At 64.0% G+C, this 23,552-nt stretch carries 20 protein-coding genes; 9 read left to right on the top strand and 11 right to left on the bottom strand.

What is annotated here, in order from left to right:
• Positions 1–3 precede the first annotated feature (3 nt).
• Positions 4–792, top strand: a complete 789-nt coding sequence (locus AC1DJB_RS02295) for a LysM peptidoglycan-binding domain-containing protein (protein WP_441432484.1) — start codon at positions 4–6, stop codon at positions 790–792.
• Between the two features lie 46 nt (positions 793–838).
• Complete coding sequence (locus tag AC1DJB_RS02290; protein WP_307053561.1) at positions 839–1,354, top strand: Rv3235 family protein; 516 nt, start codon at positions 839–841, stop codon at positions 1,352–1,354.
• A gap of 141 nt (positions 1,355–1,495) precedes the next feature.
• Here AC1DJB_RS02290 and secA read toward each other — a convergent pair whose 3' ends face one another.
• The 7 genes from secA to mtrA all read right to left on the bottom strand — a co-directional run bounded on the left by secA (position 1,496) and on the right by mtrA (position 12,061).
• Complete coding sequence (secA, locus tag AC1DJB_RS02285) at positions 1,496–4,240, bottom strand: preprotein translocase subunit SecA (protein ID WP_441432485.1); 2,745 nt, start codon at positions 4,238–4,240, stop codon at positions 1,496–1,498.
• 134 nt (positions 4,241–4,374) lie between these two features.
• Complete coding sequence (locus tag AC1DJB_RS02280) at positions 4,375–5,616, bottom strand: winged helix-turn-helix domain-containing protein (RefSeq protein WP_306961046.1); 1,242 nt, start codon at positions 5,614–5,616, stop codon at positions 4,375–4,377.
• Between the two features lie 32 nt (positions 5,617–5,648).
• A complete protein-coding gene (gene hpf, locus AC1DJB_RS02275) occupies positions 5,649–6,374 on the bottom strand; it encodes a ribosome hibernation-promoting factor, HPF/YfiA family (protein ID WP_234748144.1) in 726 nt (241 codons plus the stop codon).
• Positions 6,375–6,532: 158 nt separating this feature from the next.
• Complete coding sequence (locus AC1DJB_RS02270; protein ID WP_306961049.1) at positions 6,533–7,411, bottom strand: ComF family protein; 879 nt, start codon at positions 7,409–7,411, stop codon at positions 6,533–6,535.
• A gap of 258 nt (positions 7,412–7,669) precedes the next feature.
• Positions 7,670–9,406 (bottom strand): LpqB family beta-propeller domain-containing protein, encoded by a 1,737-nt coding sequence (locus AC1DJB_RS02265; protein ID WP_370872694.1) that lies wholly within the window; start codon positions 9,404–9,406, stop codon positions 7,670–7,672.
• Entirely contained in the window at positions 9,403–11,415 is a 2,013-nt protein-coding gene (gene mtrB, locus AC1DJB_RS02260) for an MtrAB system histidine kinase MtrB (protein WP_332601930.1), read from the bottom strand. Before mtrB ends, AC1DJB_RS02265 begins: the two co-directional genes overlap by 4 nt.
• A complete protein-coding gene (gene mtrA / locus AC1DJB_RS02255) occupies positions 11,387–12,061 on the bottom strand; it encodes an MtrAB system response regulator MtrA (RefSeq protein ID WP_059387541.1) in 675 nt (224 codons plus the stop codon). Before mtrA ends, mtrB begins: the two co-directional genes overlap by 29 nt.
• A 176-nt stretch (positions 12,062–12,237) precedes the next feature.
• Between mtrA and AC1DJB_RS02250 the strand changes: the two genes are divergently transcribed.
• The 6 genes from AC1DJB_RS02250 to AC1DJB_RS02225 are packed head-to-tail and all read left to right on the top strand — an operon-like array spanning position 12,238 to position 18,528.
• The gene (locus tag AC1DJB_RS02250; RefSeq protein WP_307053558.1) at positions 12,238–13,503 is read left to right on the top strand and encodes a DUF7847 domain-containing protein; all 1,266 of its coding nucleotides are present in this window, start codon (positions 12,238–12,240) and stop codon (positions 13,501–13,503) included.
• Entirely contained in the window at positions 13,500–14,186 is a 687-nt protein-coding gene (locus AC1DJB_RS02245) for a DUF4129 domain-containing protein (RefSeq protein ID WP_441437151.1), read from the top strand. Before AC1DJB_RS02250 ends, AC1DJB_RS02245 begins: the two co-directional genes overlap by 4 nt.
• Positions 14,183–15,352 (top strand): DUF4350 domain-containing protein, encoded by a 1,170-nt coding sequence (locus tag AC1DJB_RS02240; RefSeq protein ID WP_476909856.1) that lies wholly within the window; start codon positions 14,183–14,185, stop codon positions 15,350–15,352. The genes AC1DJB_RS02245 and AC1DJB_RS02240 overlap by 4 nt, the downstream gene beginning before the upstream one ends.
• An 11-nt stretch (positions 15,353–15,363) precedes the next feature.
• Positions 15,364–16,407 (top strand): AAA family ATPase, encoded by a 1,044-nt coding sequence (locus tag AC1DJB_RS02235; RefSeq protein WP_441437153.1) that lies wholly within the window; start codon positions 15,364–15,366, stop codon positions 16,405–16,407.
• Between the two features lie 40 nt (positions 16,408–16,447).
• Positions 16,448–17,740, top strand: coding sequence for a DUF58 domain-containing protein (locus AC1DJB_RS02230; protein ID WP_441437154.1), 1,293 nt, complete (start codon positions 16,448–16,450; stop codon positions 17,738–17,740).
• A gap of 53 nt (positions 17,741–17,793) precedes the next feature.
• Positions 17,794–18,528, top strand: coding sequence for a DUF4166 domain-containing protein (locus tag AC1DJB_RS02225; protein WP_441437155.1), 735 nt, complete (start codon positions 17,794–17,796; stop codon positions 18,526–18,528).
• Positions 18,529–18,546: 18 nt separating this feature from the next.
• Here AC1DJB_RS02225 and AC1DJB_RS02220 read toward each other — a convergent pair whose 3' ends face one another.
• A complete protein-coding gene (locus tag AC1DJB_RS02220; RefSeq protein ID WP_284991549.1) occupies positions 18,547–19,602 on the bottom strand; it encodes a uroporphyrinogen decarboxylase/cobalamine-independent methonine synthase family protein in 1,056 nt (351 codons plus the stop codon).
• Between the two features lie 4 nt (positions 19,603–19,606).
• A complete protein-coding gene (locus tag AC1DJB_RS02215; RefSeq protein WP_476909855.1) occupies positions 19,607–19,993 on the bottom strand; it encodes a chorismate mutase in 387 nt (128 codons plus the stop codon).
• Positions 19,994–20,071: 78 nt separating this feature from the next.
• Between AC1DJB_RS02215 and AC1DJB_RS02210 the strand changes: the two genes are divergently transcribed.
• Entirely contained in the window at positions 20,072–20,731 is a 660-nt protein-coding gene (locus tag AC1DJB_RS02210) for an NADPH-dependent F420 reductase (RefSeq protein WP_059387535.1), read from the top strand.
• A gap of 80 nt (positions 20,732–20,811) precedes the next feature.
• Here AC1DJB_RS02210 and AC1DJB_RS02205 read toward each other — a convergent pair whose 3' ends face one another.
• Both AC1DJB_RS02205 and AC1DJB_RS02200 read right to left on the bottom strand, forming a co-directional pair.
• Complete coding sequence (locus AC1DJB_RS02205; protein ID WP_476909854.1) at positions 20,812–22,521, bottom strand: ABC transporter ATP-binding protein; 1,710 nt, start codon at positions 22,519–22,521, stop codon at positions 20,812–20,814.
• Positions 22,518–23,552 carry an ABC transporter permease gene (locus AC1DJB_RS02200; RefSeq protein ID WP_284991547.1) on the bottom strand — a complete coding sequence of 345 codons (1,035 nt, stop codon included), beginning with the start codon at positions 23,550–23,552 and terminating at the stop codon, positions 22,518–22,520. Before AC1DJB_RS02200 ends, AC1DJB_RS02205 begins: the two co-directional genes overlap by 4 nt.

The following is a 23,552-nucleotide window of genomic DNA, read 5'->3' as shown; positions in this document are numbered from 1 at the left end:
CCCATGGAACAGACGAACAGGCCCGTTCGGAACGATGTTGCAATGGCGGTGACCATCCTGGTGCTCGCCCTTTTGCTCGCTGTCACTGGACTGATCTTGGTTGACCGATGGAACTCCGCGGCAGGACGACTCCAGACACCCATGTTCGAAGACCTCCTGGGATTTGTCGCAACTGCCTCCGGTCTGGGGATCGGTGCCTGGTGGATCGCCACGTTCATCCTGGCAATGGCCGCCGCGCTCCTCCAGCAAATGGGAAAGAACCGCTGCTCGAGCGCCACTGCCAAACTCAGCCCTGCGTTCATGCGCAGACTGGCCGTTGCAATTCTGGGCCTGAATCTCGCGGGAATCCCCGTGGCGAATGCGGCACCGGCACAGTTTGAACCAGCGTGGAGCCCAGCAAACGGCTCAAACTCGTCGAGCGGCATCTCTGCCCAATGGAAACCCTCCCCTAGTCCTTCTCCCCATCGCCCGGCCATTCCCTCGTTTGAGTCCGGCTCGTTGGAGATCAACCCGCATTGGCAACCCCGCGCACCTGCCACTGCGCCCGGGCTCCTGGGTAACGGGCCGCAGCGTGGCGCCGAACAGCCTGCTTCGCCAAATCAAGGCGAAGTGGTGGTGAAACAGGGCGATTCACTGTGGTCGATTGCCGCCCGGCAGCTGGGCCCCATGGCCAGCGACGTCGACATTGCCCACCACTGGCCGAGGTGGTACTCCACCAACCGGCATGTCATTGGAGACGACCCTGGGCTCCTCCTACCGGGTCAGGTCCTCCAACCACCGCCGAACCAGTGACCCAGCCCAACCACCACCAACCAGCGATCCGTAACCGAGGAAGTCCATGAGCGCATCACCAGCCGTCCGCAGCGTGCCGAATGAAGTCCTTCAGGCGGCTTCGCCACCCATTGCCTCCCGTTCGATCATGGCTTCCCCTCGTGCGAAAGCCCGAACGGACGGGCCGTCGGGCGGGGGGCCATCTCCTGCCCGCAAAGCGGCCCAGATCCGCAGTCTCGACGGCGAAATCCGCGCACTGGCCCGCAGCATCGCCCAAGCCGCGCTCGAGGTCCTTGCAGGCACCCGGCCGGCGCAACAGCTCTCACGGACCCTGGATCCCGGATGCCTCAGCGCCCTTCAACACCGTGCCGCATTGACGCGAGCCCATGCTGCCAACGCCCCGGGTGGGCAGTCGCGCCTTCACCGAAGTCCAATGGTCCGTTCCGTGCGTGTCTGCGCGGTGAACGACGGAGTGTACGAGGCCAGCTTGGTTGTCTCGGAAGAACTCCGCTCCCGCGCCGTAGCCATGAGGCTTGAAGGGATCAACGGCGCATGGCGGGTTACCGCCCTCGAAATCGGCTGACGGCCCGGTTCAAAGCACGCGAAAACGGAGAGGGACCAGAACGCGCGTTCTGGTCCCTCTCCGTTTTCGCTGCAGGCATCGGCTTATTGGAAACGTCCGGAGGCTGCGGGCGTCAGCTACATGCGTCAGGCAGTCGCAGTGTCAGCGGCGCTTCTTCCTGTTGGATCCGCGTTGCTTGTCATCAGCGGCAGCCTTGGCGGGGTTGCCTGAGCGGCCCGAGGCCCTCCCCTCGACGCGGGTCTGGCTCGCGCCGTCTTCACCAGGCGCCGTGTACTGCAGCTGAACAGGCTTTTCCGGGGCTTCGAGGCCGGCCGCGCGGATCTGCGGATCGTGATGTTCCACGTGACCGCCTTCAGGGCTGCCATCCACTACCACCACGTCTTCGGCGGGCGTTACTTCCACTTCCAGGTTGTAGAGGAAGCCCACGCTCTCTTCGCGGATGGCTTCCATCATGCTCTGGAACATCGTGAATCCTTCACGCTGGTACTCGACCAGGGGATCCCTTTGGGCCATCGCGCGCAGGCCAATGCCTTCTTTGAGGTAGTCCATCTCATAGAGGTGTTCCTGCCACTTGCGGCCAAGGACCGAGAGGACAACCCTGCGCTCAAGCTCGCGCATGTTCTCGGCGCCAATGGCTTCTTCCCGCTCCTTGTAAACGAGCTGGGCGTCCGAAAGGATCTCGTTTTTAAGGAATTCAACGGACACCCGCGCCTTCCCGCCGGCTTCGTCGATGACGTCCTGGGCCGTAACAGTTACCGGGTACAGGGTCTTGAGGTTGGTCCACAGCTGGTGGAAGTCCCAGTCATCGCCGGTTCCCTCTGCCGTCGCGGCATCGATCAAGGCATTGATGGTGTCTTCCAGGAAGAACTGGACCTTTTCGTGCAGGTCGTCGCCTTCAAGGATCCTCCGGCGGTCGCCATAGATGGCTTCACGCTGGCGGTTCAGGACGTCGTCGTACTTGAGGACGTTCTTGCGCTGCTCGGCGTTCCGCCCTTCAACCTGGCCCTGGGCCGAAGCGATCGCGCGGGACACGAGCTTGGATTCGAGTGCAACATCGTCCGGTACCGAGCTGTTCATGAGGCGCTCGGCAGCGCCGGAGTTGAAGAGCCTCATGAGGTCATCGGTCAGCGAGAGGTAGAAGCGGGACTCCCCCGGGTCGCCCTGGCGGCCCGAGCGGCCACGCAGCTGGTTGTCGATTCGACGGGATTCGTGGCGTTCCGTGCCCAGCACATACAACCCGCCAAGTTCAAGCACTTCCTCATGCTCGTCCTTGACTGCCTGCTTGGCCGCTTCGAGCGCTTCGGGCCATGCGGCCTCGTACTCCTCGGAGTTTTCCTCAGGGTCCAGGCCCCGCTTTGCCAGTTCGGCGATGGCCGTGAACTCGGCGTTTCCGCCCAGCATGATGTCAGTACCGCGGCCAGCCATGTTGGTGGCGACCGTGACGGCGCCCTTGCGTCCCGCTTGCGCGACAATCGCGGCCTCGCGTGCGTGGTTCTTTGCGTTCAGGACCTCGTGCCGGATGCCCTCTTTGGCCAGCAGCTTGGCAAGGTATTCGCTCTTCTCAACGCTGGTAGTGCCGACGAGCACGGGTTGGCCCTTCTCGTGCCGTTCCGCGATGTCCTTCACGACGGCTTCGAACTTCACGATTTCGTTCTTGTACACGAGGTCCGACTGGTCGATGCGCTGCATGTCCCGGTTGGTGGGAATGGGTACCACGCCAAGCTTGTAGGTGCTCATGAACTCGGCGGCTTCGGTTTCAGCCGTGCCGGTCATGCCCGAGAGCTTGGAGTACATGCGGAAGTAGTTCTGCAAGGTCACAGTGGCGAGAGTCTGGTTCTCAGCCTTGATCTCGACGTTTTCCTTGGCCTCGATCGCCTGGTGCATGCCTTCGTTGTAACGCCGTCCGGCGAGGATACGGCCGGTGTGTTCGTCAACAATGAGGACTTCGCCGTCGAGGATGACGTAGTCCTTGTCCCGCTTAAAGAGCTCTTTGGCTTTGATGGCGTTGTTCAGGAAGCCGATAAGCGGGGTGTTGGCGGATTCGTACAGGTTCTGGATGCCGAGGTAGTCTTCGACCTTCTCGATGCCGGCTTCGAGAACACCGACCGTCCGCTTCTTTTCGTCGACCTCGTAGTCGACTTCAGCCTGGAGGCGCTGCACGACCTTGGCGAATTCGCTGTACCAGCGGTTGGTGTCACCCTGGGCAGGACCGGAAATAATGAGCGGAGTACGGGCTTCGTCGATGAGGATGGAGTCCACTTCGTCAACAATCGCGTAGTTGTGGCCGCGCTGCACAAGCTCGGATTTGTCCCACGCCATGTTGTCGCGCAAGTAGTCGAAGCCGAATTCGTTGTTGGTGCCGTAGGTGATGTCTGCCGCGTACATCTGACGGCGCACTTCGGGATCCTGGTTCGACAGGATGCAACCGCTGCTGAGGCCAAGGAAGCGATAGACACGGCCCATGAGTTCGGACTGGTATTCGGCGAGGTAGTCGTTGACTGTAACGACGTGCACGCCCTTGCCTGTCAGGGCATTGAGGAAGGCCGGAGCGGTGGCCACAAGGGTCTTTCCTTCACCGGTCTTCATTTCGGCGATATTGCCCAGGTGGAGGGCGGCCCCACCCATGAGCTGGACATCGAAGTGGCGCATCCCCAAGGTGCGGGAGGAAGCTTCACGCACCGCTGCGAAAGCCTCCGGCAAGAGATCGTCCAGCTTCTCGCCGTCCTCGTGGCGGGCGCGCAGCCTGTCCGTCTCCTCGCGCAATTCGGCATCGGAGAAGGTCTTGAAGGAGTCTTCGAGGGCGTTGATGGAATCGGCGTAGGTCCGCAGTTGCCTCAGGGTTTTTTTGTCACCCGTGCGGAGAAGTTTTTCGATAAGTGATGCCACGTAAAGTTGCTCCCAGTCTCAAGCTGCCGAATTCTGGCGGTTTCAGTCTACGGGAGAGACCAACGCCACGCGGCCCCGTTTCCCTGAGAGCGGAGCGCAAGGCGCCCGCAGGCCACCGCCGGAGACCCATGACCTCAGCCGCGGGCCACTGCCGAGGCAAGCGGCGACGAGAGATCGCCCATCGGTGACACGACGACGTCGTCGAGCCCCAACCACTGCGCCATAAGCCGCAGCTCGGCGGCAAGCTCGACGGCGGTGTCCGCCGGAGCGTCCGGCTCGCCGTGGGCGGCACGCACCAGAAGCTGCTTGGCTGCGCGGTCGGCCTTGAGGTCTACGCGCGCGACCACTGCGTCCCGAAGGAGGAAGGGCAGCACGTAATACCCGAACTTGCGTTTCTCCGCAGGCGTGTAGATCTCGATCCGGTAATGGAAGCCGAACAACTCCTCGAGCCTTCTACGCTCAAAGACCAGTGAATCAAACGGGCTGAGCAAGGCACGGCCCGTGGCGGCCCTGGGAAGACGGGCCTCCGCGTGCCGGTACAAGGCCCGGTCCCAACCACGCACCGTGACGGGCTCCAGGCGGCCGGCGGCAACGAGCCTGTCGATCGATGCTGCAGCTGCCTTCACCGGAGTCCGGAAGTAATCGGCGAAGCAGCGGATTGATCCGATTCCATGGGCCTGGGCTGCCGCGTCGATCAGTCGGTCCATTGCCGCCGTCGACAGCTCGGAGCCGCCGTCCGGGAGGGCTCCTGCTCGGGGGATGACCGCAGGCAATCCCGGTGGCAGGACCCGCGATGTCAGCGTGTACCGGCGTTCGAACTGCTCCGTCCTCGACGCGGCCGTCACGAGCCCCTCTTCAAACAAGTGCTCCAAAACCCTCTTGACCAGGTTCCAGTTCCACCCCCAGTTATCGTGCTGCCGGTCTTCCTGGTGCCCTAGGTGGGCCGTCAATTGTGCGGCAGTCATGGGGCGCCCGGTCGCGAGCGTATCGAGGATCCGGTTGGCCATGTCCTCCCGGAGTCCATGTTCCAAGTGGGCTGCGCCCACCCATGCGCGGTTTTGCCAGAGCAGCAGATCCTGGAAGTGTTCCGGGCGGATGAAGCTCGCCTCGTGCGCCCAGTATTCCATCATGCGCCGCGGACTTCGCCCGGCCATCGCATGAAGGATGCTCCGGTCGTAGTTGCCAAGCCTTGAGAAGAAAGGAAGGTAGTGGCTGCGCGAGAGGACATTGACGGAGTCGATCTGCACCACGTGGAGGCGGGCAAAGGTGCGGCCCACCGCCCGCGAAGTCACGGGGCCGGTGGGCCGTTCCTTGTCCAGTCCTTGGGCTGCCAATGCAATCCGCCGTGCCTGCAACAGGCTCAGCGAAGCGGCCATGCCAGTCCTTTCATGGGAATTACGAATGCAAGCTAGGCTGTGGCGGCTTGGTCATTCGAACGGTAAGCGTGGATCTTTTCCTCCACGGGTTCGTCTCCTGGTTCGCATGTGGAGTCCAGAGTGATTACTCCATATGTCCAGCCACGGCGGCGGTAGACGACCGACGGCGTGTTGGTTTCCTTGTCCACGAACAGGTAGAAATTGTGGCCCACCAATTCCATGTTGTCCACCGCGTCATCAAGGGTGAGCGAAGCGGCGGGGAAAACCTTGCGACGAATCAGGACCGGGGAATCACCGGCCGGAATGTCGTTGTCGACGTCGTAGGGCGAGGTCTCCACCGGTGGCGTCGTTGGCTCCTGGTGGTTGCTTGCCTCTACGTAAATGGGTTCGCTCGCGCTGGCCGGCTCGAGCGTCGCAGTAGCCTCACGAACGGCTTTGGGGGTGTGGCGGCCGTGGTGGACCTTCTTGCGGTCCTTGGCCCTGCGGAGCCTCTCCAGCAGCTTGCTATAGGCGAGATCAAAGGCGGCAAACTTGTCAGCGGCGCTCGCTTCGGCCCGGATCACAGGGCCCCGGCCCAGAACTGTCACTTCGACCGTGAGCTGGCCCGGTGTCTGGCGCGGGTTGGTTTCCTTTGAAACCTTCGCGTCGACCCTCTGGACCTTGTCCCCAAGCGATTCAATCTTTGATATCTTCTCGCCGGCATACTCGCGGAAGCGATCCGAAACGGTCAGATTACGGCCGCTGATCATGAACTCCATGGTGCCCTCCAAACAACTCAGGTGACACGATAAGGGCGCTTCTAGGGGCTGATCTGACGGACAGTCGAGCCCCTTTCCGAGCCGCTATCGACAGGTACATCTGTTCTTGGTACCCATAACCGACGTTAGTTCATCGCCACTGGTAATTCATCCTTTCGTCACTTATTTTTTGTTTGAGTCGGCGCGGGCTGGGTGTCCAGCCCGTCCGCAGGTTGGTCGCTGCCGGCCGGCGGCCGGGTGGCGGCAAGGACCACCGCTCCACACACCACGCCTCCCGCCGACGACACGGCCCGGGCGGCTTCGGCGAGGGTCGCACCCGTAGTGAGGACGTCGTCGACGATGACGCATGCCCTGCCCTCCAATGACCTTTTGCGGGACAGGCGAACGGTCATGGAACCACGGACACGGCGCGCACGCTCTCCGCGGCCCAAGCCCTTTTGCCCGCTTCCCGGTCCGGGCGCCTTCTTCAAGGCATCCGTCATGTGCAGACCCGGCAAAGCGCCACGTTGTCCCAAGCGGCCAAGCAAGAGATGGACCGGACTGAATCCGCGGCGCCGGAAAGCCGCGTTACTGCTGGGAACAGGTATAAGGCAGACGCCTGCCGCGTCTCCAACGGCAGACCGGATGGCCTTGCCCAGTGCAGGCGCGAGCACGGAGGCGAGCCGTCCCTGGCCCAGATGCTTGAAAGAAAGCAGGGCTTGGGCCAGTTCGTCCCGGTAGTGTCCGCCCGCGACGACGGGCAGGATCACGGCCCCTTCCGCCGTGAGCAAAGCCGGTGCCTGTCCTTCGGCGCGAAACGGACGGGCGCATAGCAGCCGCAGGCGCCGTGCACAGGTGCCGCAGAGGGCCGAATCTTCGAAACCGCAGCACACACATTCGACAGGGGCCAGAACAGCCAGCAGCTCGACGAAGGCCTCACCGACGCCCTGCGCGAGCCTCGCCAATCGTGCAGGATGGACTCCCCGATGGCGTGCGTCGTCACTCGGGACCACAGTGCGGTCAGGGTCACGCACCCGGCAACGGCCCACAGTACCCATGCCCCAAGCATCCGGCTCCTCGACGGCTGACAACACTCCCCAACCGCGCTATGTGGAGAACAAGTGGCGACGTTGTCGGAACGTGGGCCCACGCCGCCCGGGTTCCCTGGCCGAGCGAAGCGAGGTTAGGGAGGCCGCGGGTGGGCCCACGCCGGCGAGGGCCCCGGCCTGAGCTTGCGAAGGCTGGGAGGCGGTGGGTGGGCCCACGCCGCCCGGGTTCCCTGGCCGAGCGAAGCGAGGTTAGGGAGGCGGCGGGGACTAGCCCGGGAAGGAGGGGTCTACCGGACCCTTGAGTTGCAATTCCCACCCATTGCCGACCCGTTGGAAGACGCCTGCGCCCGACTGTCCAAAAATCTGCTCGGGTCCGTTGCCCGCGCTGATAGTCGTCAGGTTCGGCCATGCCGGCAACAACTGCGGCTGGCTCGATGTCAAGGACAACAGCTCGGGAACCACGTTCTCCGTTGACGAAGCTTTCATCACCGCGACCGTCGTGGAATTGACCCAGACCCCTTGATCAACAGGGGCGGAAGAGAACAAGGTTATGGGTGCAGTCAGGTCTTTGGGGGTGCCGTCAGGATTGCGGACAATTCCGGTCACCTGCACCGATGATTTCCCGTTCATCTCGGAGATCACCAGTGCGCGCGTCCCTTCGCGGGATATCCGGAAGTCCCTCACGACGCGCCCTGCCAACCAGGCCGGCGCCATCGTCACCGTGGGGACGGGCTGTCCAAGAGGAACGTTGGACGGTTTGAACGCCACCACCTCGGTGGCCCCGTTGGCTCCTGGACCTGCCGTCCAGACCCAGTCCTGCGGGCTGAAGGACGGATGGCTCAGGGTTGTCCTGGTTGTCAGTTGACGGGCGGGTAGGCCGGGAATCATCGAATACAGGCTGGTTCCGGCACTGTTGAGGAAGGCCACGGCCTGGGACGTCGGGGACTCGGCGGGAGCGCTAGGGTTCAGTCCGGCCACCGGCTGCATGTCCGGGAGGGCCGAGACCCTGTTGTTCTCGTAGCGGACGAGTTCGTTGTTACTGACGGCGATTTGGCGCGCGGGAGCATTCTTCTCAAGCACGGGCGGCAGGACCGAGCCGTTGTCCTCCACGCGGACCAGATCCTGGTCGGCACGCAACTGAACATTGACCACGTCCGGCTGGCTACGGAAAGTCAGGGTCAGCTGGTTTTGCATCCGCTGCCGGTCCTCGGCAGACGCATCCACGAGTTCCTTGGCGGAAAGGTCCACTTGGGCGGCTCCCGACACCACCGGGACCGACTCCCTGGCCAGCTTCATGCCGGAGGGAAAGGCACTGACAACCGCACCCTGGAGGTAGGGCGCAGGACCGTCGAGCAAGGCGCTGGTCATTGCCTTGACGGTGTTCTTCTTGATGAACCACCGGACGTCCGGAACCGCATAGGTGAAGGTCGGGTCGTAGAAATAGATGGGCTGGGCCGCGTAGATGACTTTGAACGTCTCTTCGGGTATCGCGGTGCCGTCGGGGACCGCCGAGATCCGCCATTCGCCGTCGACCTGTTCCAGGGTCACCGGAATTGTCTCGGTGGTTCCTTCGGGGAACTGCGTCGCAACGCCGTCGGCGTCGACCGCGTAGGCGAGGTCCAGCTGGTACTTGAATTCGTTTTCCACACCGGTCTTGACGACGGTCGCCTTCCGGAAAACGAGCGTGCGCTTGTCGGACTTCCAGCTGACGGACAGCGCCTGCGTGAGGTACTGCCTGGCCACGGCGTAGTCGCCTTCGTAACCGCTGCCTGCACCATAGAAGTCTTCGATGATGGACTCCGGAGTGGCACCGGGGTGGGGCGGCGGCGGGAAGAAAACAGGAGCGTTCGGGTTGCCCGCGCTTTCGTCCTTGCTCTTTCCCACCGGACCAGACCGTGGGATCTGGGCGCAGGAACTAAGGACCACCATGAGGACAGCAAGAACGGCGATCACGGCCCTTAACACGTACGGGCGTCGGGAGAGGTACGGGCGTCGGGAACTCAAGGTGCCGTTCCCCCTTCGGCTTGGTCGTCGTCGTCGTGTCCTGCCGGAGGCAGTACGGCGGGCAGTTCGGCGGGCAGTACGGGAGGCAGTAGTGGCGGCGCCGGCGTGTCTTCCAGCCCCGGGTCCGCGGCGGAACCGCGCTCGAGTGGCGGATCGCCGGCATCCAATACGAGCATCTGGCGCTCAGGAGCGGCGCCCGGCAAATGGATGTCTGCCGGTTCAAGCTGCAACGGTGATTTCACGATGGTGCCACCCTTCTTGAGAGGCAGCGTCAGCCGGAAGTTGGAACCGGATCCCTTGCGCCCCCAAGCTTGCAACCAACCGTTGTGGAGCTTGGTGTCCTCTGCGGCGATGGAGAGTCCCAGTCCGCTGCCACCCGTGGTCCGCGCACGCGCGGGATCGGCGCGCCAGAAACGATCAAAGACCCGCGCGGCTTCTGCCGGGGTCATCCCTATGCCGAAGTCACGCACAGAGATGGCGACTGCCTCTTGGTTGGCGGCAACGGAAACGTGGACCGGTTTCCCCTCGCCGTGTTCGACGGCGTTGAGCAGCAGGTTCCGCAGGATGCGATCGATCCTGCGGGCGTCCATCTCCACGATGATCCGCTTGTGGCGCGAGGTAAGGCGAACTTCGGAGCCATATTCGGCGGCAACGGGAGAGGCACCGTCGATGACATGGGAAACGACTTGGAAGATGTCCGTCGGCTCGGAGTCCAACACGGCGGCCCCTGCGTCGAAGCGGGAAATCTCCAGCAGATCCGAAAGCAGCGACTGGAAGCGCTCCACCTGGTTGTAAAGCAGCTCGGCGGAACGCTTGTTGATGGGGTCGAAGTCATCGCGGGCGTCGAACAACACTTCGGCTGCCATCCGAACGGTCGTGAGCGGTGTCCGCAGTTCATGGGACACATCGGAAACGAACCGCTGCTGCATCTGGGACAACGTGGCCAGCTGCGTAATCTGCTCCTGCAGGCTCGCGGCCATGTGGTTGAAGGAGGCGCCCAGCCTGGCCACCTCGTCTTCGCCCTTGACCACCATCCGCTCCTGCAACTGGCCTGCGGCCAGCTTCTCGGAGACGACCGCGGCATGGCTCACCGGACTCACGACGTTCCTGGTCACGTACCAGGCAATACCGCCGATCATGAGGATGAGTGCGGCTCCGCCCGCCCACAGCACGTTCTGGATTTCGTCCAGGGTTTGTTGGGCGGTATCCAGGTCGTAGAGGAGATAGAGCTCGTAGACCGTGCCATTGAAGGTGACTTTGTTCCCGACCGCGATCCCGGGGTGGTCCTGGTTGCCGACGGGGAACTCGGTGGAAGCCCAGTACTGGTCCTTGCCCGATTCCTGCACAGACTTGCGAAGGGCCGGAGGAATGACGCGGACCGTCAACTGATCCGAGGCCCGCGATTCCACCCAGCGGTTGCGCGGTTTGGTTTGTTCGGGCATCGCTTCGAAGACGTATCTCCTCTGGATGACCGAGCCGTTGCCTTCCACCGCTTTGAGCGTGTCATAGACAAGTGTGATGACGCTTGATTGGTCGTTGGCCTGTGACCCGTCAAAGGTGTCCTGGACTTGCTTGACGTAGTAGCGGCTTTCGGACTCGGCTTGCTTCAAACGCTCCTGGAAAAGGTTGTTCGCTATTTGGTTCGAGAGATATGCGCCGACCACCGCAAACGACACCATCGACAGCACGATTGTCACCGCGACGGTCCTGAATTCGAGGGAGCGGCGCCAACGGCGCAGCAAGGCGCGCCACAAGTACCGGATCCCTGGCCGGATGTGGCGAAGTCCGGTCACCACGAGGCGGGAGACACGCAGTGCCAGGATCAGGGCGCGGCGCGTCCAAATGCGTGTGCGCTCCAGGATCCACGGGAGATTCAATGCCCGGGCGTCCGTGTGTTCCGGGACAGGATGTCCTGAAACGGGGTGTTTGACCTTGGCCTCCGGGGCCTCCTGGTCGGTGCCGGGCTCGCCGGTGGAAGACTCAGGCGCCTGCTTTATATCCGACACCACGAACCGTCAATACAACTTCGGGAGCTTCCGGGTCACGCTCGATCTTGGACCGCAGGCGCTGGACATGGACGTTGACCAGCCGGGTGTCGGCAGCGTGGCGGTAGCCCCACACCTGCTCAAGGAGCAGTTCGCGGGTGAAGACCTGCCAGGGCTTGCGCGCCAGCGCGACCAACAGATCGAATTCCAGGGGTGTCAGCGAAATCCGCTCGCCGCCGCGCGTCACCAAGTGGCCCGCGACGTCGATGGTGACGTCGGCAATCCGCAGGGTCTCGGGCGCTTTCTGGTCGCCCGGACGCAACCGGGCGCGGACCCGGGCCACGAGCTCGGCTGGCTTGAAAGGCTTGGGCACGTAGTCGTCAGCACCGGATTCAAGGCCGCGGACGACGTCGGAGGTGTCCGATTTGGCGGTGAGCATGACGATGGGAACGTCCGACTCCCCGCGGATCTGGCGGCACACTTCGATGCCGTCCGATCCGGGCAGCATCAGGTCAAGCAGTACCAGATCCGGTTTGGAGGAACGAAACACCTCCAGCGCTTGTCCGCCGTCCGCGCAAAAAACCGGGTCGAAGCCGTCGTTCCGCAGCACGATGCCGATCATTTCGGCCAGCGCTTCGTCGTCGTCTACTACCAGGATGCGTGCCTTCATAGTTATATATTCCCTTATGACCAAGCCTTTGTCCCGTTGAGCCCGATCACGGCATGGCGCGCTGCAGCCCGCAAGCAAATGGGCTATGAGGCGCGACGGCGGAACTATAGGCTGGTGCGAACGGCCCCTTTCGGGGTCCGTGCATTGCCGCGGACGCATCTTTTGGGGAGGAAAACGTGTCACAACCCGATCCGGGTTACCGGCCTGAACAGGGACCGCGGCCACCGTGGGGCGCCCAGCCACAATGGGGCGCGCCGCAACCGGGCGCCCAGCCACAATGGGGCACCCCACCGCAATGGGGCGTGCCGCAGTATCCGGGGCAATCGTGGGGCCCGCCGGTCGATCCGCGCTGGCCGGCAGGCGGTCCGCCGCCGTACGGCCAGCCCCGCTATGTGGCTCCCCCGAAACCCGGAATCGTGCCCCTCCGGCCGCTCTTCTTCGGTGAAATCATGGACGGTGCATTCCAGACCGTCCGCCGGAACGCCAAAACCATGTTCGGCTCCGCCCTCATTGTCCAGGCCGTTGCCGGCGCATTGAACGAGGTGGCCGCGCTGGGCATGCTCGGGATGGTCGAACCTCCCGTAGGAGGATTCACGAGCCAGGACGAGGCGATGCGGTATCTTGGCCCGGCCGTTGGCGCCACTGCAGGGATCATGGGAATTTCCTTGCTCACTATGGTGCTCACAGCCGTCCTTCAAGGGGTCATGGCCATTCCCGTCGCCAGATCCGCGTTGAACCGGCCCACGGGGTTCAAGCAAATGTGGTCCTTGGCCCGCTCGCGTATCTGGCCCTTGGTAGGACTTGCCGCCCTCCTCCTTGCTGGATCATTGTTGTTCTTCCTGGTCCTGTTCTTGCTGGCCGTCCTCGTCCTGGCCGGATTGGGTCCGGCCGGGGTGCTCTTGCTTTTCCCGTTGGTCTTCGGCGCGGCCGTCGTATTTTTCTGGATCTATACGAAACTGTTGGTGGCCCCGGCCGCCATCACCGTAGAAGAACTCGGCGTCTTCGCCGGTCTTCGGCGCTCGTGGACGCTGACGCGCCGGAATTGGTGGCGGATCTTCGGAATCACGCTGCTGGTGGCCTTCATGGTATTTATCATCGGGTCGGTCATCCAGATTCCCCTGGGCTTGGCTTCCGGTGGAATAAACTCCGTGTTCGCCCCCCATGCCGGCGCCGCACAAGTGACCACGACGGCGATTGTCCTCGCCGTGGCCTCGCTGGTCGTAGGGGTCCTCGTAAGCGCAGTTGGCTTCGCTTTCCAAACCTCCGTAGCAGCCCTGATCTACATGGACCTGAGGATGCGACGCGACGGGCTGGACGTGGAGCTCCTGCGGCTTCTGGAGACCGGGGAAGATCCCGACGGCGTTCCCGGCCGGCGCAGGGCACGTCAAGTCGGTGCGCATCCATGGCCGCCGAACACCGCCCAGGGTACCCCACAAGGATGATCCCGGTCTCCGCGTCCCTTGCTCTTCTTCTCCCTGCCATCGAGCCTCCCGTTGATCCGGACCGCGGCGAGGCCCAGCGGTGGGCGGCCGAAGAACTGTCCAAGCAGCAGTACGCATCGGCCAAGCCAAGTTGGATCGGCGAGGTATGGAATCAGTTCGTCGACTGGCTCCGTTCCTTGAACGGCGATTCCATGGGTGGGGCAAATATCGGCGTGCCGCTGATCGGCGTCCTGGCCGTGGTCCTCATTGTGGTTGCCGTGATGGTCGTCAGGCCGAGGCTCAACGCGCGGAAGAAGGCGTCGGCGAAGGTTTTCGACGGCGAGCCGACGGTTGATGCCGATACGTTCCGCGCCCGCGCATCTGCAGCGGCAAGCCGTGAAGACTGGCAAACGGCCGTCGTCGAACAGTTCCGCGCCGTGGTTCGCTCTGCGGAGGACCGGGCAGTCATTGACGTCCAGGCTGGCCGGACCGCGGACGAGGCGGCTGCCCAATTGGGGCGCGCGTTCGGGGACGCCAGTTCGCGGCTTGAGGAAGCCGCCAGGATTTTCGATGGCGTGAAATACGGAAAGGCGACCGCCACCGCTTCCGACCATGCAGCCGTCCTCTCACTGGACACCGGACTATCGGCCATGAAACCTGATTTCGCCGGGCAGTCCGCCAACGGTTTGGCGGTGCCGCGATGACATCGGACACTCAAACAGTCCGGTGGTCCGCGCAACTGCGGGGTTGGTTGCGCCGCCATATGGCCTGGATCATCATCGGGGCCATCGTGGCGGTACTCGGATCTGTCACTGTGTTCCAGTCCCCGACGAACACGGACACGGCACCCCTCTCCGCCCGCAATGCCGCTCCTGATGGCGCCATGGCTGCGGCCGAAATCCTCCGGCGGCACGGAGTCACGGTCACGGAATCCGATTCATTCGCGACGACAACCTCGCTGCTGGCCGGGAAACCACGCGCCACCGTCTTGTTGTATGACCGCAACGGCTATCTCGATTCCGCCCAGTTGCACAGCCTGCTGCAATCGGCCGACCGCGTGGTGGTCATCGCTCCCGGCTTCCGAACCCTGACGGGGCTGAGCCGCGAGATCCGTCATGCCGGAGTGGTTCCCAACGGGACGTCAACGTTGGAAGCAGGGTGCGGGCAAACGGATCCACTTGTTGCGGGGCGTGTCTCCGGCAAGGGCGCGTTCCTTTACACGGGAGCCGATGTGACGTGCTACCGGCCTGGCAGCAACGACGGAGGCATGTACGCGGCCAGTGCGGACGGTCGGCTGGTGGTTCTCGGCAGCACGGCCGTTCTCAGCAACGATCTCCTGCAGGTAGAGGGCAATGCCGCACTGACTCTTCGGACCCTCGGGCCAACGCCGGATCTCGTCTGGTATCTGCCAGGCCTTGGAGACGTACCGAATAATGGCACACCGCCCACGCTGGAGGAATTGGCGCCGCCGTGGGTTGGCTTCCTGGGATTGTGGCTGGCGGTGGTCGCGTTGCTCGCTGTGCTGTGGCGGGGCAGGCGGCTTGGTCCGCTCGTGTTTGAGCCGCTGCCGGTGGTGGTCAAGGCTGTAGAGACCGCCGAAGGCCGTGCCCGTCTCTATCAGGATTCCCGCGCTGTCGGCCAGGCCGCCGACAATCTCCGGGCCGGCACTTTGACCAGGCTTGCCAAGCACTTCCGGCTCGGCCCCGAAGCCCGCGCGGAGGCCGTCCTCGATGCCGTGTCCCGAAAGGTCAACCAGCCTGCACAGGAGTTGCGCATGCTCCTGCTGGACCACCGGCCACGCACCGAATCAGAACTCGTCCACTGGGCACAAAGCATCGAAACACTCGAGCAGGAGGCAACAGCCCCATGAGTAATCACGCAATGAGCAATCAAGCAAACAGCTACACCGACGGCAGCTATGGCTACCCGGGCGGCCCGGCGTCGCAGGGGCAGCCAACGCAGGCGGCTACCCGGTCCGACCCTGCCCGCAAAGCCCTGCTGGACGTCCGTCACGAAGTAGGCAAGGCCGTGGTCGGGCAGGATGCAACGGTGTCGGGCATGCTCATCGCGCTGCTGTGCGGTGGCCACGTACTGCTTGAGGGTGTTCCGGGCGTCGCCAAAACCCTCCTGGTACGGGCCTTGTCCACCGCGTTGAGCCTGGATACGAAGCGCGTCCAGTTCACTCCGGACCTCATGCCGGGCGACGTCACCGGCTCACTCGTCTACGACTCGCACACCTCGGAATTCACCTTCCGCGAAGGACCAGTGTTCACAAACATCATGCTGGCCGACGAAATCAACCGAACGCCGCCCAAGACCCAGGCGTCGCTGCTGGAAGCCATGGAGGAGCGCCAGGTATCCGTGGACGGACTCTCCCGGCCTTTGCCGTCGCCGTTCATTGTTGCCGCCACCCAAAACCCTGTCGAGTACGAGGGCACCTATCCCCTGCCCGAGGCGCAACTGGACCGCTTCCTGCTCAAGCTCTCCATGCCGCTGCCCGGACGTGCCGAAGAGATCGAAGTGGTCCGCAGGCACTCGGAAGGATTTGATCCGCGCAATTTGCTGGCTGCGGGAGTCAGGCCAGTAGCGGGCGTCGCCGAACTCCAGAATGCCCGCGACGCGGTGGCCGAAGTGACAGTGGCCCCCGAGATCCTCGGCTACATCGTGGACGTCGTGCGGGCGACGCGGGCAGCGCCGTCGTTCCAGCTGGGAGTCTCCCCGCGCGGCGCGACGGCGCTTCTGAACACCTCGCGTGCCTGGGCATGGTTGTCCGGGCGCAACTTCGTCACCCCCGACGACGTCAAAGCGCTCTCGTTGCCGTGTTTGAGGCACCGTGTCGGACTGCGACCCGAAGCCCAAATGGACGGTGTGCATGTAGATGATGTCCTTGGCAGCATCCTGGCGTCCGTCCCCGTGCCGCGCTGATTGGCCTCGCCTCATGACTCTCTACTTCGGGCAGTACTGAATGGCGATCACAGGCCGCTTTGTGCTGCTCGTTTTCGCCGCGTTGGCCCCCTTGCTGCTGTTTCCCGCCTGGAGTACGGTCCTTCTCGCCACCGCCTTGCTGCTGGCGTTGGTGTTGTCCGACCTCCTGCTGGCCGCGTCCCCGGCCAAAATCGCCCTTCAACGCAAGGATCCCGGGAATGTCACCCTGCACGCGGACACGGAGTCCGTTCTGACGCTGGAAAACGGCAATCGCCGTAGATTCCGCGGAGTGGTGCGTGACGCGTGGCAACCCTCCGCGGGGACGGTCGCCCCGGTCCAGCGTGTTGAAATCCCTGCTGGTGAGCGGCGTCGGATGTCGGTGGCCCTGAAGCCAACACGGCGCGGGGACCTGTCGGCACCGCACGTAACGCTCCGTTCCTTCGGCCCGCTCGGCCTGGCTGCCAGGCAACGCACCGTGACCCTTCCCGGCCGTCTTCGCGTTCTGCCGCCGTTCCATTCCAAGCGGCATTTGCCGTCCAAGCTGCGAAAACTCCGGGAGCTCGACGGCAAAGCGGCCGTGCAGATCCGCGGGGCCGGCACGGAATTCGATTCCCTCCGCGATTACGTCCGGGGCGACGACGTGCGCTCCATCGACTGGCGGGCAACCGCCCGGCGCACCGCCGTCGTCGTCCGGACCTGGCGACCCGAACGGGACCGCCGCGTCGTCATCATGCTCGATACCTCGCGCACGGCAGCAGCCCGGATCGACGACGAGCCCCGCCTGGACACCGGGATGGAAGCGGCTCTCCTGCTTGCGGTGCTGGCAGAGCGGGGCGGAGACCGCGTGGACTTCTTCGCTTTCGACAGGCGCGTCCGCGGGCGCGTCGATTCAGCGGCCAAAGGCAATCTGCTCGGCTCCTTGGTCCAGGCCATGGCTCCGCTGGAGGCGGAACTGATCGAGATGGACTGGACCCAGATCCCGGCTCAAGTACGGGCCATTTCGGCGCACCGTTCCCTTGTGGTCCTGTTGACCTCGCTCGACAGCGGCGCACCCGAAGAAGGACTCATTCCTTTGGTGGCGCAACTCGTACGGCAGCACGTCGTGCTGCTTGGATCGGTGCGGGACCCCTTGCTGGGCCGAATGAAGGAAGAACGCACGACGGCGAGCCAGGTCTTCCGTGCCTCCGCCGCCGAACGTGCCCTGCTGGACCGTGAGGCCGTCAGCGCCCAATTGCGCCAGCTTGGCGCGGAGGTAGTCGACGCCGAGCCGTTGGAACTGCCGCCGCTCCTGGCGGATGCGTACATTCGGCTGAAGGCCGCGGGACGCTTATAGCCTTGCCAGGCGCCCAGTCCAGATATCAACAACCCGGAATCCGAGGAAAGCACATGAGCACACCCATCTACGAGTTGGCGCTGGGCGCTAAGTTCCGGCAATTGCAGCCCGAACTCCAGGACTATTTCTCCCTGGCCCCGGGCTCCGGATCTTACGGAATCGGCGAGGGCGTATTCGATGTGGTCGGTTGCAGGCAGAAGTGGCTCCGCCCACTCCTTGCCACGGTTGCCGGCGAAGAGGCCTTCTTCCCCGAGTACGGCGAGCGCATCCCGTTCCGCATCGAAAATCATGCGCACCTTGATCCCTTCGGACGGTCCAGCCTCACGGCCCGGCGTGAAATATTCTTTCCCGGGCACACCCGCTTGTTCCATGACACCACTGTCGCGGAGGCCGCCCACGACGGTGGCACCCGCTTGGTCGACTATTTGGGCCGATGCCGCAGGCTGGCCACGGCGTTGGACCTGGATGTCACCGCGGAAGGGCGTCTTCGCGGTGTCTCGGGTGCATCACGCCTGTTCCTGGGGCCGCTGAGGCTCAGCTTGCCGGCTTCCCTCGACGCAAAAGCCTATGCAGAGCAGTGGTGGGATGCGGCAGAAGGAAAGCATCGGATCCAGGTGAAGGTGCTTCAGCCGCAGGTCGGACTGGTGCTGGTCTATGCCGGCTCCTTCGACTACCGTTTGGCGCCCTCGCTGCCCGCGAACGATGGTGCAGTTGCCAAGCGTTCCGCCACTGCCGCCGTCGGGCTCCCCCGTTACGCCGAGCCGGACCGTTGGGAACGGCGCGTCTAGAAGGGCCCGGACGGCAGGCTAACCGAGCGCGATCTGGTTGAGCCCATCCGCAATCTGGGTCAAGCGGTTAAGAACCTCTTTAGCCCCCGACGGCGAGAATCCGGCCAGGCCGTCCGACGGCGTGACCCGCACGGCACCCAGGCTCGACGCCGGCAGACCGAGTTGGCGCCACGGTTGCCAGACGGTGTCCACGAGCTCGGCGGTGCGTGGCAGGGTTGCCCGTGGATTCCCTACGGGCAAAGCGCCGGCCCATAGGCGTTTGCCCGCTTCCACCGCAGTGGCAATTTGTTCCCATTGGCGCGTAGTGAGTGCTTTGAGCGGTAGGGCGACGCCGTCAGCTCCGGAGGAGAGGATCTGCTGGATCGGGGCTTCGATTTCCGGAACGGAAACCACGGTCTCGGCCACTCCTGCGGCCCGCAGCGCGTCGATCACCAACCGCCAGGCTCCCGTGACTTCCTCGCCAGGGATGGAACGCAGGGTGCGGTAGCCACTCGCCGTCGGGATGGTGCCGGCCAGCACGGAGGAGATGTCCGGTTCGTCGAGCTGGACCACGATCGCGGCGCCGGGCACGGCAGCGCGGACTTTGGATACGTGCTCGGCGACTCCGGCGGCCAAGGACTCCGCAATGTCCCTGCGGGCGCCGTAGTCAAGAAGGGCGCGCTCCCCGTTATGCAAGTAAAGGCCCGCGGCTAGGCTCAAGGGGCCGCGCAGCTGAATCTTGAGTTCGTCGGCGGAGGATTCTTCCGAGCCGGCAACGTCGGCGAGGATATTGATGTCGGTGGCAAGGGCGGACTTCGCACGCCGCAGGTCTTTCCCCGGGCGGTCAACCAGGCGCCAGCCGTGCGGCTGCACATCGATGGCCAGCTCGACCAGGAGCGATGCCGTCCGGCCGAGGGCATCCGAGCCCACGCCACGATCCGGAAGCTCGGCCAGGAACGGCAGGTGCGGGCTGCCCAGTTCGCCGCGGATGATCCGGGCTGCCTCAGCAGGATCCGTTCCGGGCCAAGGACCCAATGCCGTGGCGCTGACCTGGTTCTGCGCGGTTTCGGCTTTCTGCGCGGTCTCGGCGGCCACGTGTTCAGGCCTGCGCGATGGAAGCCTGGTGGCCTTCGGCGATTGCCTCGTGGTGCCGGATGACCTCACTGATGATGAAATTCAGGAACTTCTCCGCGAAGGCAGGATCGAGGTGCGCTTCTTCGGCGAGCCGGCGGAGCCGCGCGATCTGGGCGGACTCGCGTCCCGGGTCCCCGGCGGGAAGCTTGTGCGTCGCCTTCAGGACTCCCACTTTCTGGGTGGCTTTGAACCGCTCCGCGAGGAGGAAGACGAGGGTGGCATCGATGTTGTCGATGCTGGAGCGGATGGAGAGCAACTCGTCCATGACGGCCTGGTCCACGCGGCCGGCGAGGGAGCTGGCGGAAAGATCGAAGGAGTCGGCGTCGGGGAGGGCGTGGTTCTGCTCGGTCATTCCTCCAGTCTAGGGTGTGCGGGCCGGCCCTTGAGGGGCAGAATGGGCATGTCCGCGCCGATGATAAGGAGAGCACGCATGAAAATCGCAGTTCTTGGCACCGGAATGGTGGGGCATACCCTGGCCGACAAATTGGTGGCCGTAGGCCACGAGGTCATGATGGGTTCCCGGGAAGCCGGCAATCCCAAGGGGACGGAGTGGGCGGCGCAGGCGGGTCCGGGGGCAAGCTCCGGTTCCTTCGCGCAGGCGGCAGCCATGGCCGAGCTCGTGGTCAACGCAACCCCGGGCATGGTCTCGCTCGCGGCGTTGAGCGAAGCCGGGGCTGCGAACCTGGCGGGCAAGGTCCTGGTGGATGTGTCCAATCCGCTGGATTTTTCCGCCGGCTTCCCGCCGTCGCTCTCCGTCTGCAATACCGACAGCATTGCCGAAACCATCCAGCGCTCCTTCCCCGCGGCGCGTGTGGTCAAGGCCCTCAACACCTTGACTGCTCCCCTGATGGTTGATCCGCTCAGGCTCGCCGATGGTGCCCATGACGTCTTCGTGGCGGGGAACGACGACGACGCGAAAGCCACCGTCGTCGCGCTCCTGCGGGAGTTCGGCTGGCTTCCGGAACACATCCACGACCTGGGCGGGCTCGACGTTGCCCGTGGCCTTGAAATGTGGATGCCGCTGTGGCTCCGGATCTTCGTGCGCCAACCGAAGGACAAGCTCTTCAACATCAGCATCGTGTCCGAATAGCCGCGCAGAACGGACATGCCCGCCCTTCGTGGAGAAGGGCGGGCATGTCCGTTCTTGCGGATCGCCGCTTGGATGGAGGGCTAGATGCCCAGCAGCGCGCGGTTCTCTTCCCGGCGTCGGGCCTGTTCGTCAGGATCCGGCACCGGCAGCGAGGCAATGAGCTTGCGGGTGTAGTCGTGCTGGGGATTGCCCATGATCTGGCTGCCGATCCCTTGCTCCACGAGCTTGCCCTTGTACAACACGCCCACCCAGTGGGAGAGAATATCCACCACGGCGAGATCGTGGCTGATGAACAGCGCAGCAAAACCGAACTCTTCCTGGATGTCCTTGAACAGTTCCAGGACCTTTGCCTGCACGGAAACGTCGAGGGCCGAGGTGGGCTCATCGGCGATCAGGAGGCGCGGGTTGAGCGCGAGCGAACGCGCCAGCGAAGCGCGCTGGCGCTGCCCGCCCGAGAGCTCATGCGGAAAGCGTTCAGCGTACGACGCCGGCAATTGGACCGATTCGAGCAACTGCGCCACGCGCAGGCGTGCTTGGGCCGGGCTCGGGTGGGTATGGATCAGCAGCGGTTCCGCGACGCACTCGCCGATGGTCAGGTGAGGGTTGAACGAGGCGGCCGGGTCCTGGAAGACGAAGCCGATGTCCTTGCGCAGCGGCTTGAACGTGTGCTCCTTGAATCCCAGCATTTCGTAGCCAAGGACCTTGAGGCTGCCGCCGGTTGCCCTGTTGAGGCCTGCTATGGCGCGACCGATGGTGGACTTGCCCGAACCGGACTCGCCGACCAGGCCGAAGACCTCGTTCTCGGAGACCGTGAAGCTGACGTCGTCCACGGCTTTGAACCCGGGCTTGCCGAGGCGGCCCGGATACTCGATGGTGAGGTTCTTGGCCTCGACCAGGATCTTCCCGGTCTGGTGCAACCGTTCGGTGGCCCCCTCGGACGCTGAGTTGCGGCCAAGGTGCGGCACAGCGGCCAGCAGCTTCTTGGTGTAGTCCTGCTTCGGCTCGGCGAAAAGGACCCTCGCGGTGGCCTCTTCGACGACGTCGCCTTGGTACATGACCACGACGCGGTCGGCCAGGTCGGCCACGACGCCCATATTGTGCGTAATGAGCACAATCGAGGTGCCGTACTTGTCCCGCAAGTCCCGGAGCAACTGAAGGATCTCGGCCTGGACAGTGACATCCAGCGCCGTCGTCGGTTCGTCCGCCACGATCAAGCCGGGGTTCAAGGCAAGCGCGGCCGCGATGACGACGCGCTGCTTCTGGCCTCCGGAAAGCTGGTGCGGATAGTAGTTGACGCGGGTTTCGGGATCGGGGATGCCCACCTTCCGCAGGGCTTCGGTGGCCCGTTTCTTGGCCTCCTTGGCCGAGATGCGGTGTCCGTCCGAGGCGTGTGCCCGGATGCCTTCGGCGATTTGCCATCCGACCGTGAACACCGGGTTCAGGGCCGTTGACGGTTCTTGGAAGACCATGGCCACGTCGCGGCCACGGATCTTGCGCAGTTTGGACGCGCTCACGCTGATGACGTTGTTGCCGTTGATCAGCACAGCCCCGGAGCTGATGGCCGTTTCAGGGAGGAGGCCGAGAATGGTCTTGGCCGTGACGGTCTTGCCGGAACCTGACTCCCCTACGATCGCCAGCACTTCGCCGGCTTTGACCTCAAGGCTGACGTCCTTGACCGCGTAGACGTCGCCGCTGTCGGTGGCAAAGGTGACTTTGAGCCGTTCGATGTCCAGGACGGGCTGCCCGGATGTCAGCGGCTGGTCCGAAATGTTGCCGATGTTGGTGGTCATGCCTTACCTGCTTCTGGTTCAGGAGCGGTGGTGGCCCCTGTGTTCGTGCCGTCGGTTCCAACTGCGGCCTTGGAGCGGGAGGCCTTGCCTCCAGCACGCTTCCGGCCGCGTAGGCGGGGATCGTTGAGGTCGTTGATGCTTTCGCCGACCAACGTCAGCCCCAGCACGGTCAGGACGATCGCGATACCGGGGAAGACGCCGGTCCACCAAATGCCGGAGGACGCGTCCGCCATGGCCTTGTTGAGGTCGAAGCCCCATTCGGCGGCCGAGGATGGTTCAATGCCGAAGCCCAGGAAGCCAAGGCCCGCAAGGGTCAGGATCGCTTCGGAGGCGTTCAGGGTGAACATCAATGGAAGCGTCCTGGTGGCGTTCTTGAAGATGTGCCGGGTGATGATCCGGAGGCTGGACGCGCCCAGGACCATGGCCGATTCCACGAATGGCTCGGCCTTGAGCCGGATGGTTTCGGCCCGGATCACGCGGAAATACTGCGGAACGAACACCACGGTGATCGAGAAGGAACAGGCGAGGATGCCGCCCCAGAAGCTCGACTGGCCACGGCTGATGACGATCGACATGACGATCGCCAGGAGCAGGGAGGGAAAGGCATAAATGGCATCGGCGATGACTACCAGCACCCGGTCCAGCCAGCCACCGAAGTAACCACTGAGGAGGCCGAGCGCCACGCCGAGGAAGATGGACATCACCACGGCGACGACGATCACGGTCACGGCGGTCTGTGAACCCCACAGGACGCGGGAGAGGACATCATAGCCGCCGACTGTGGTGCCGAGCAGGTGCTTGCCGCCGGGAGCCTCCTGGGTGGGGAACGAGCCTGTTGCGTCACTCAGCTGGGAATAGCCGTACGGCGCGATGAACGGCGCGAGCACGGTCGAAAGAAGGAAGAGCCCGGTCAGCACAAGCCCGGTGATGAGCATGCCCCGCTGGAGGCCGACGCTCTTTTTGACGTGGGAGATGACAGGAAGTCCGGACAGGAAGGACTTCTTCCGTCCTGAAATTGTTGCGGTGCTCAT

Source organism: Arthrobacter sp. 01T428, from assembly GCF_056398685.1.
This window is presented reverse-complemented; position numbering and strand designations above follow the sequence as displayed.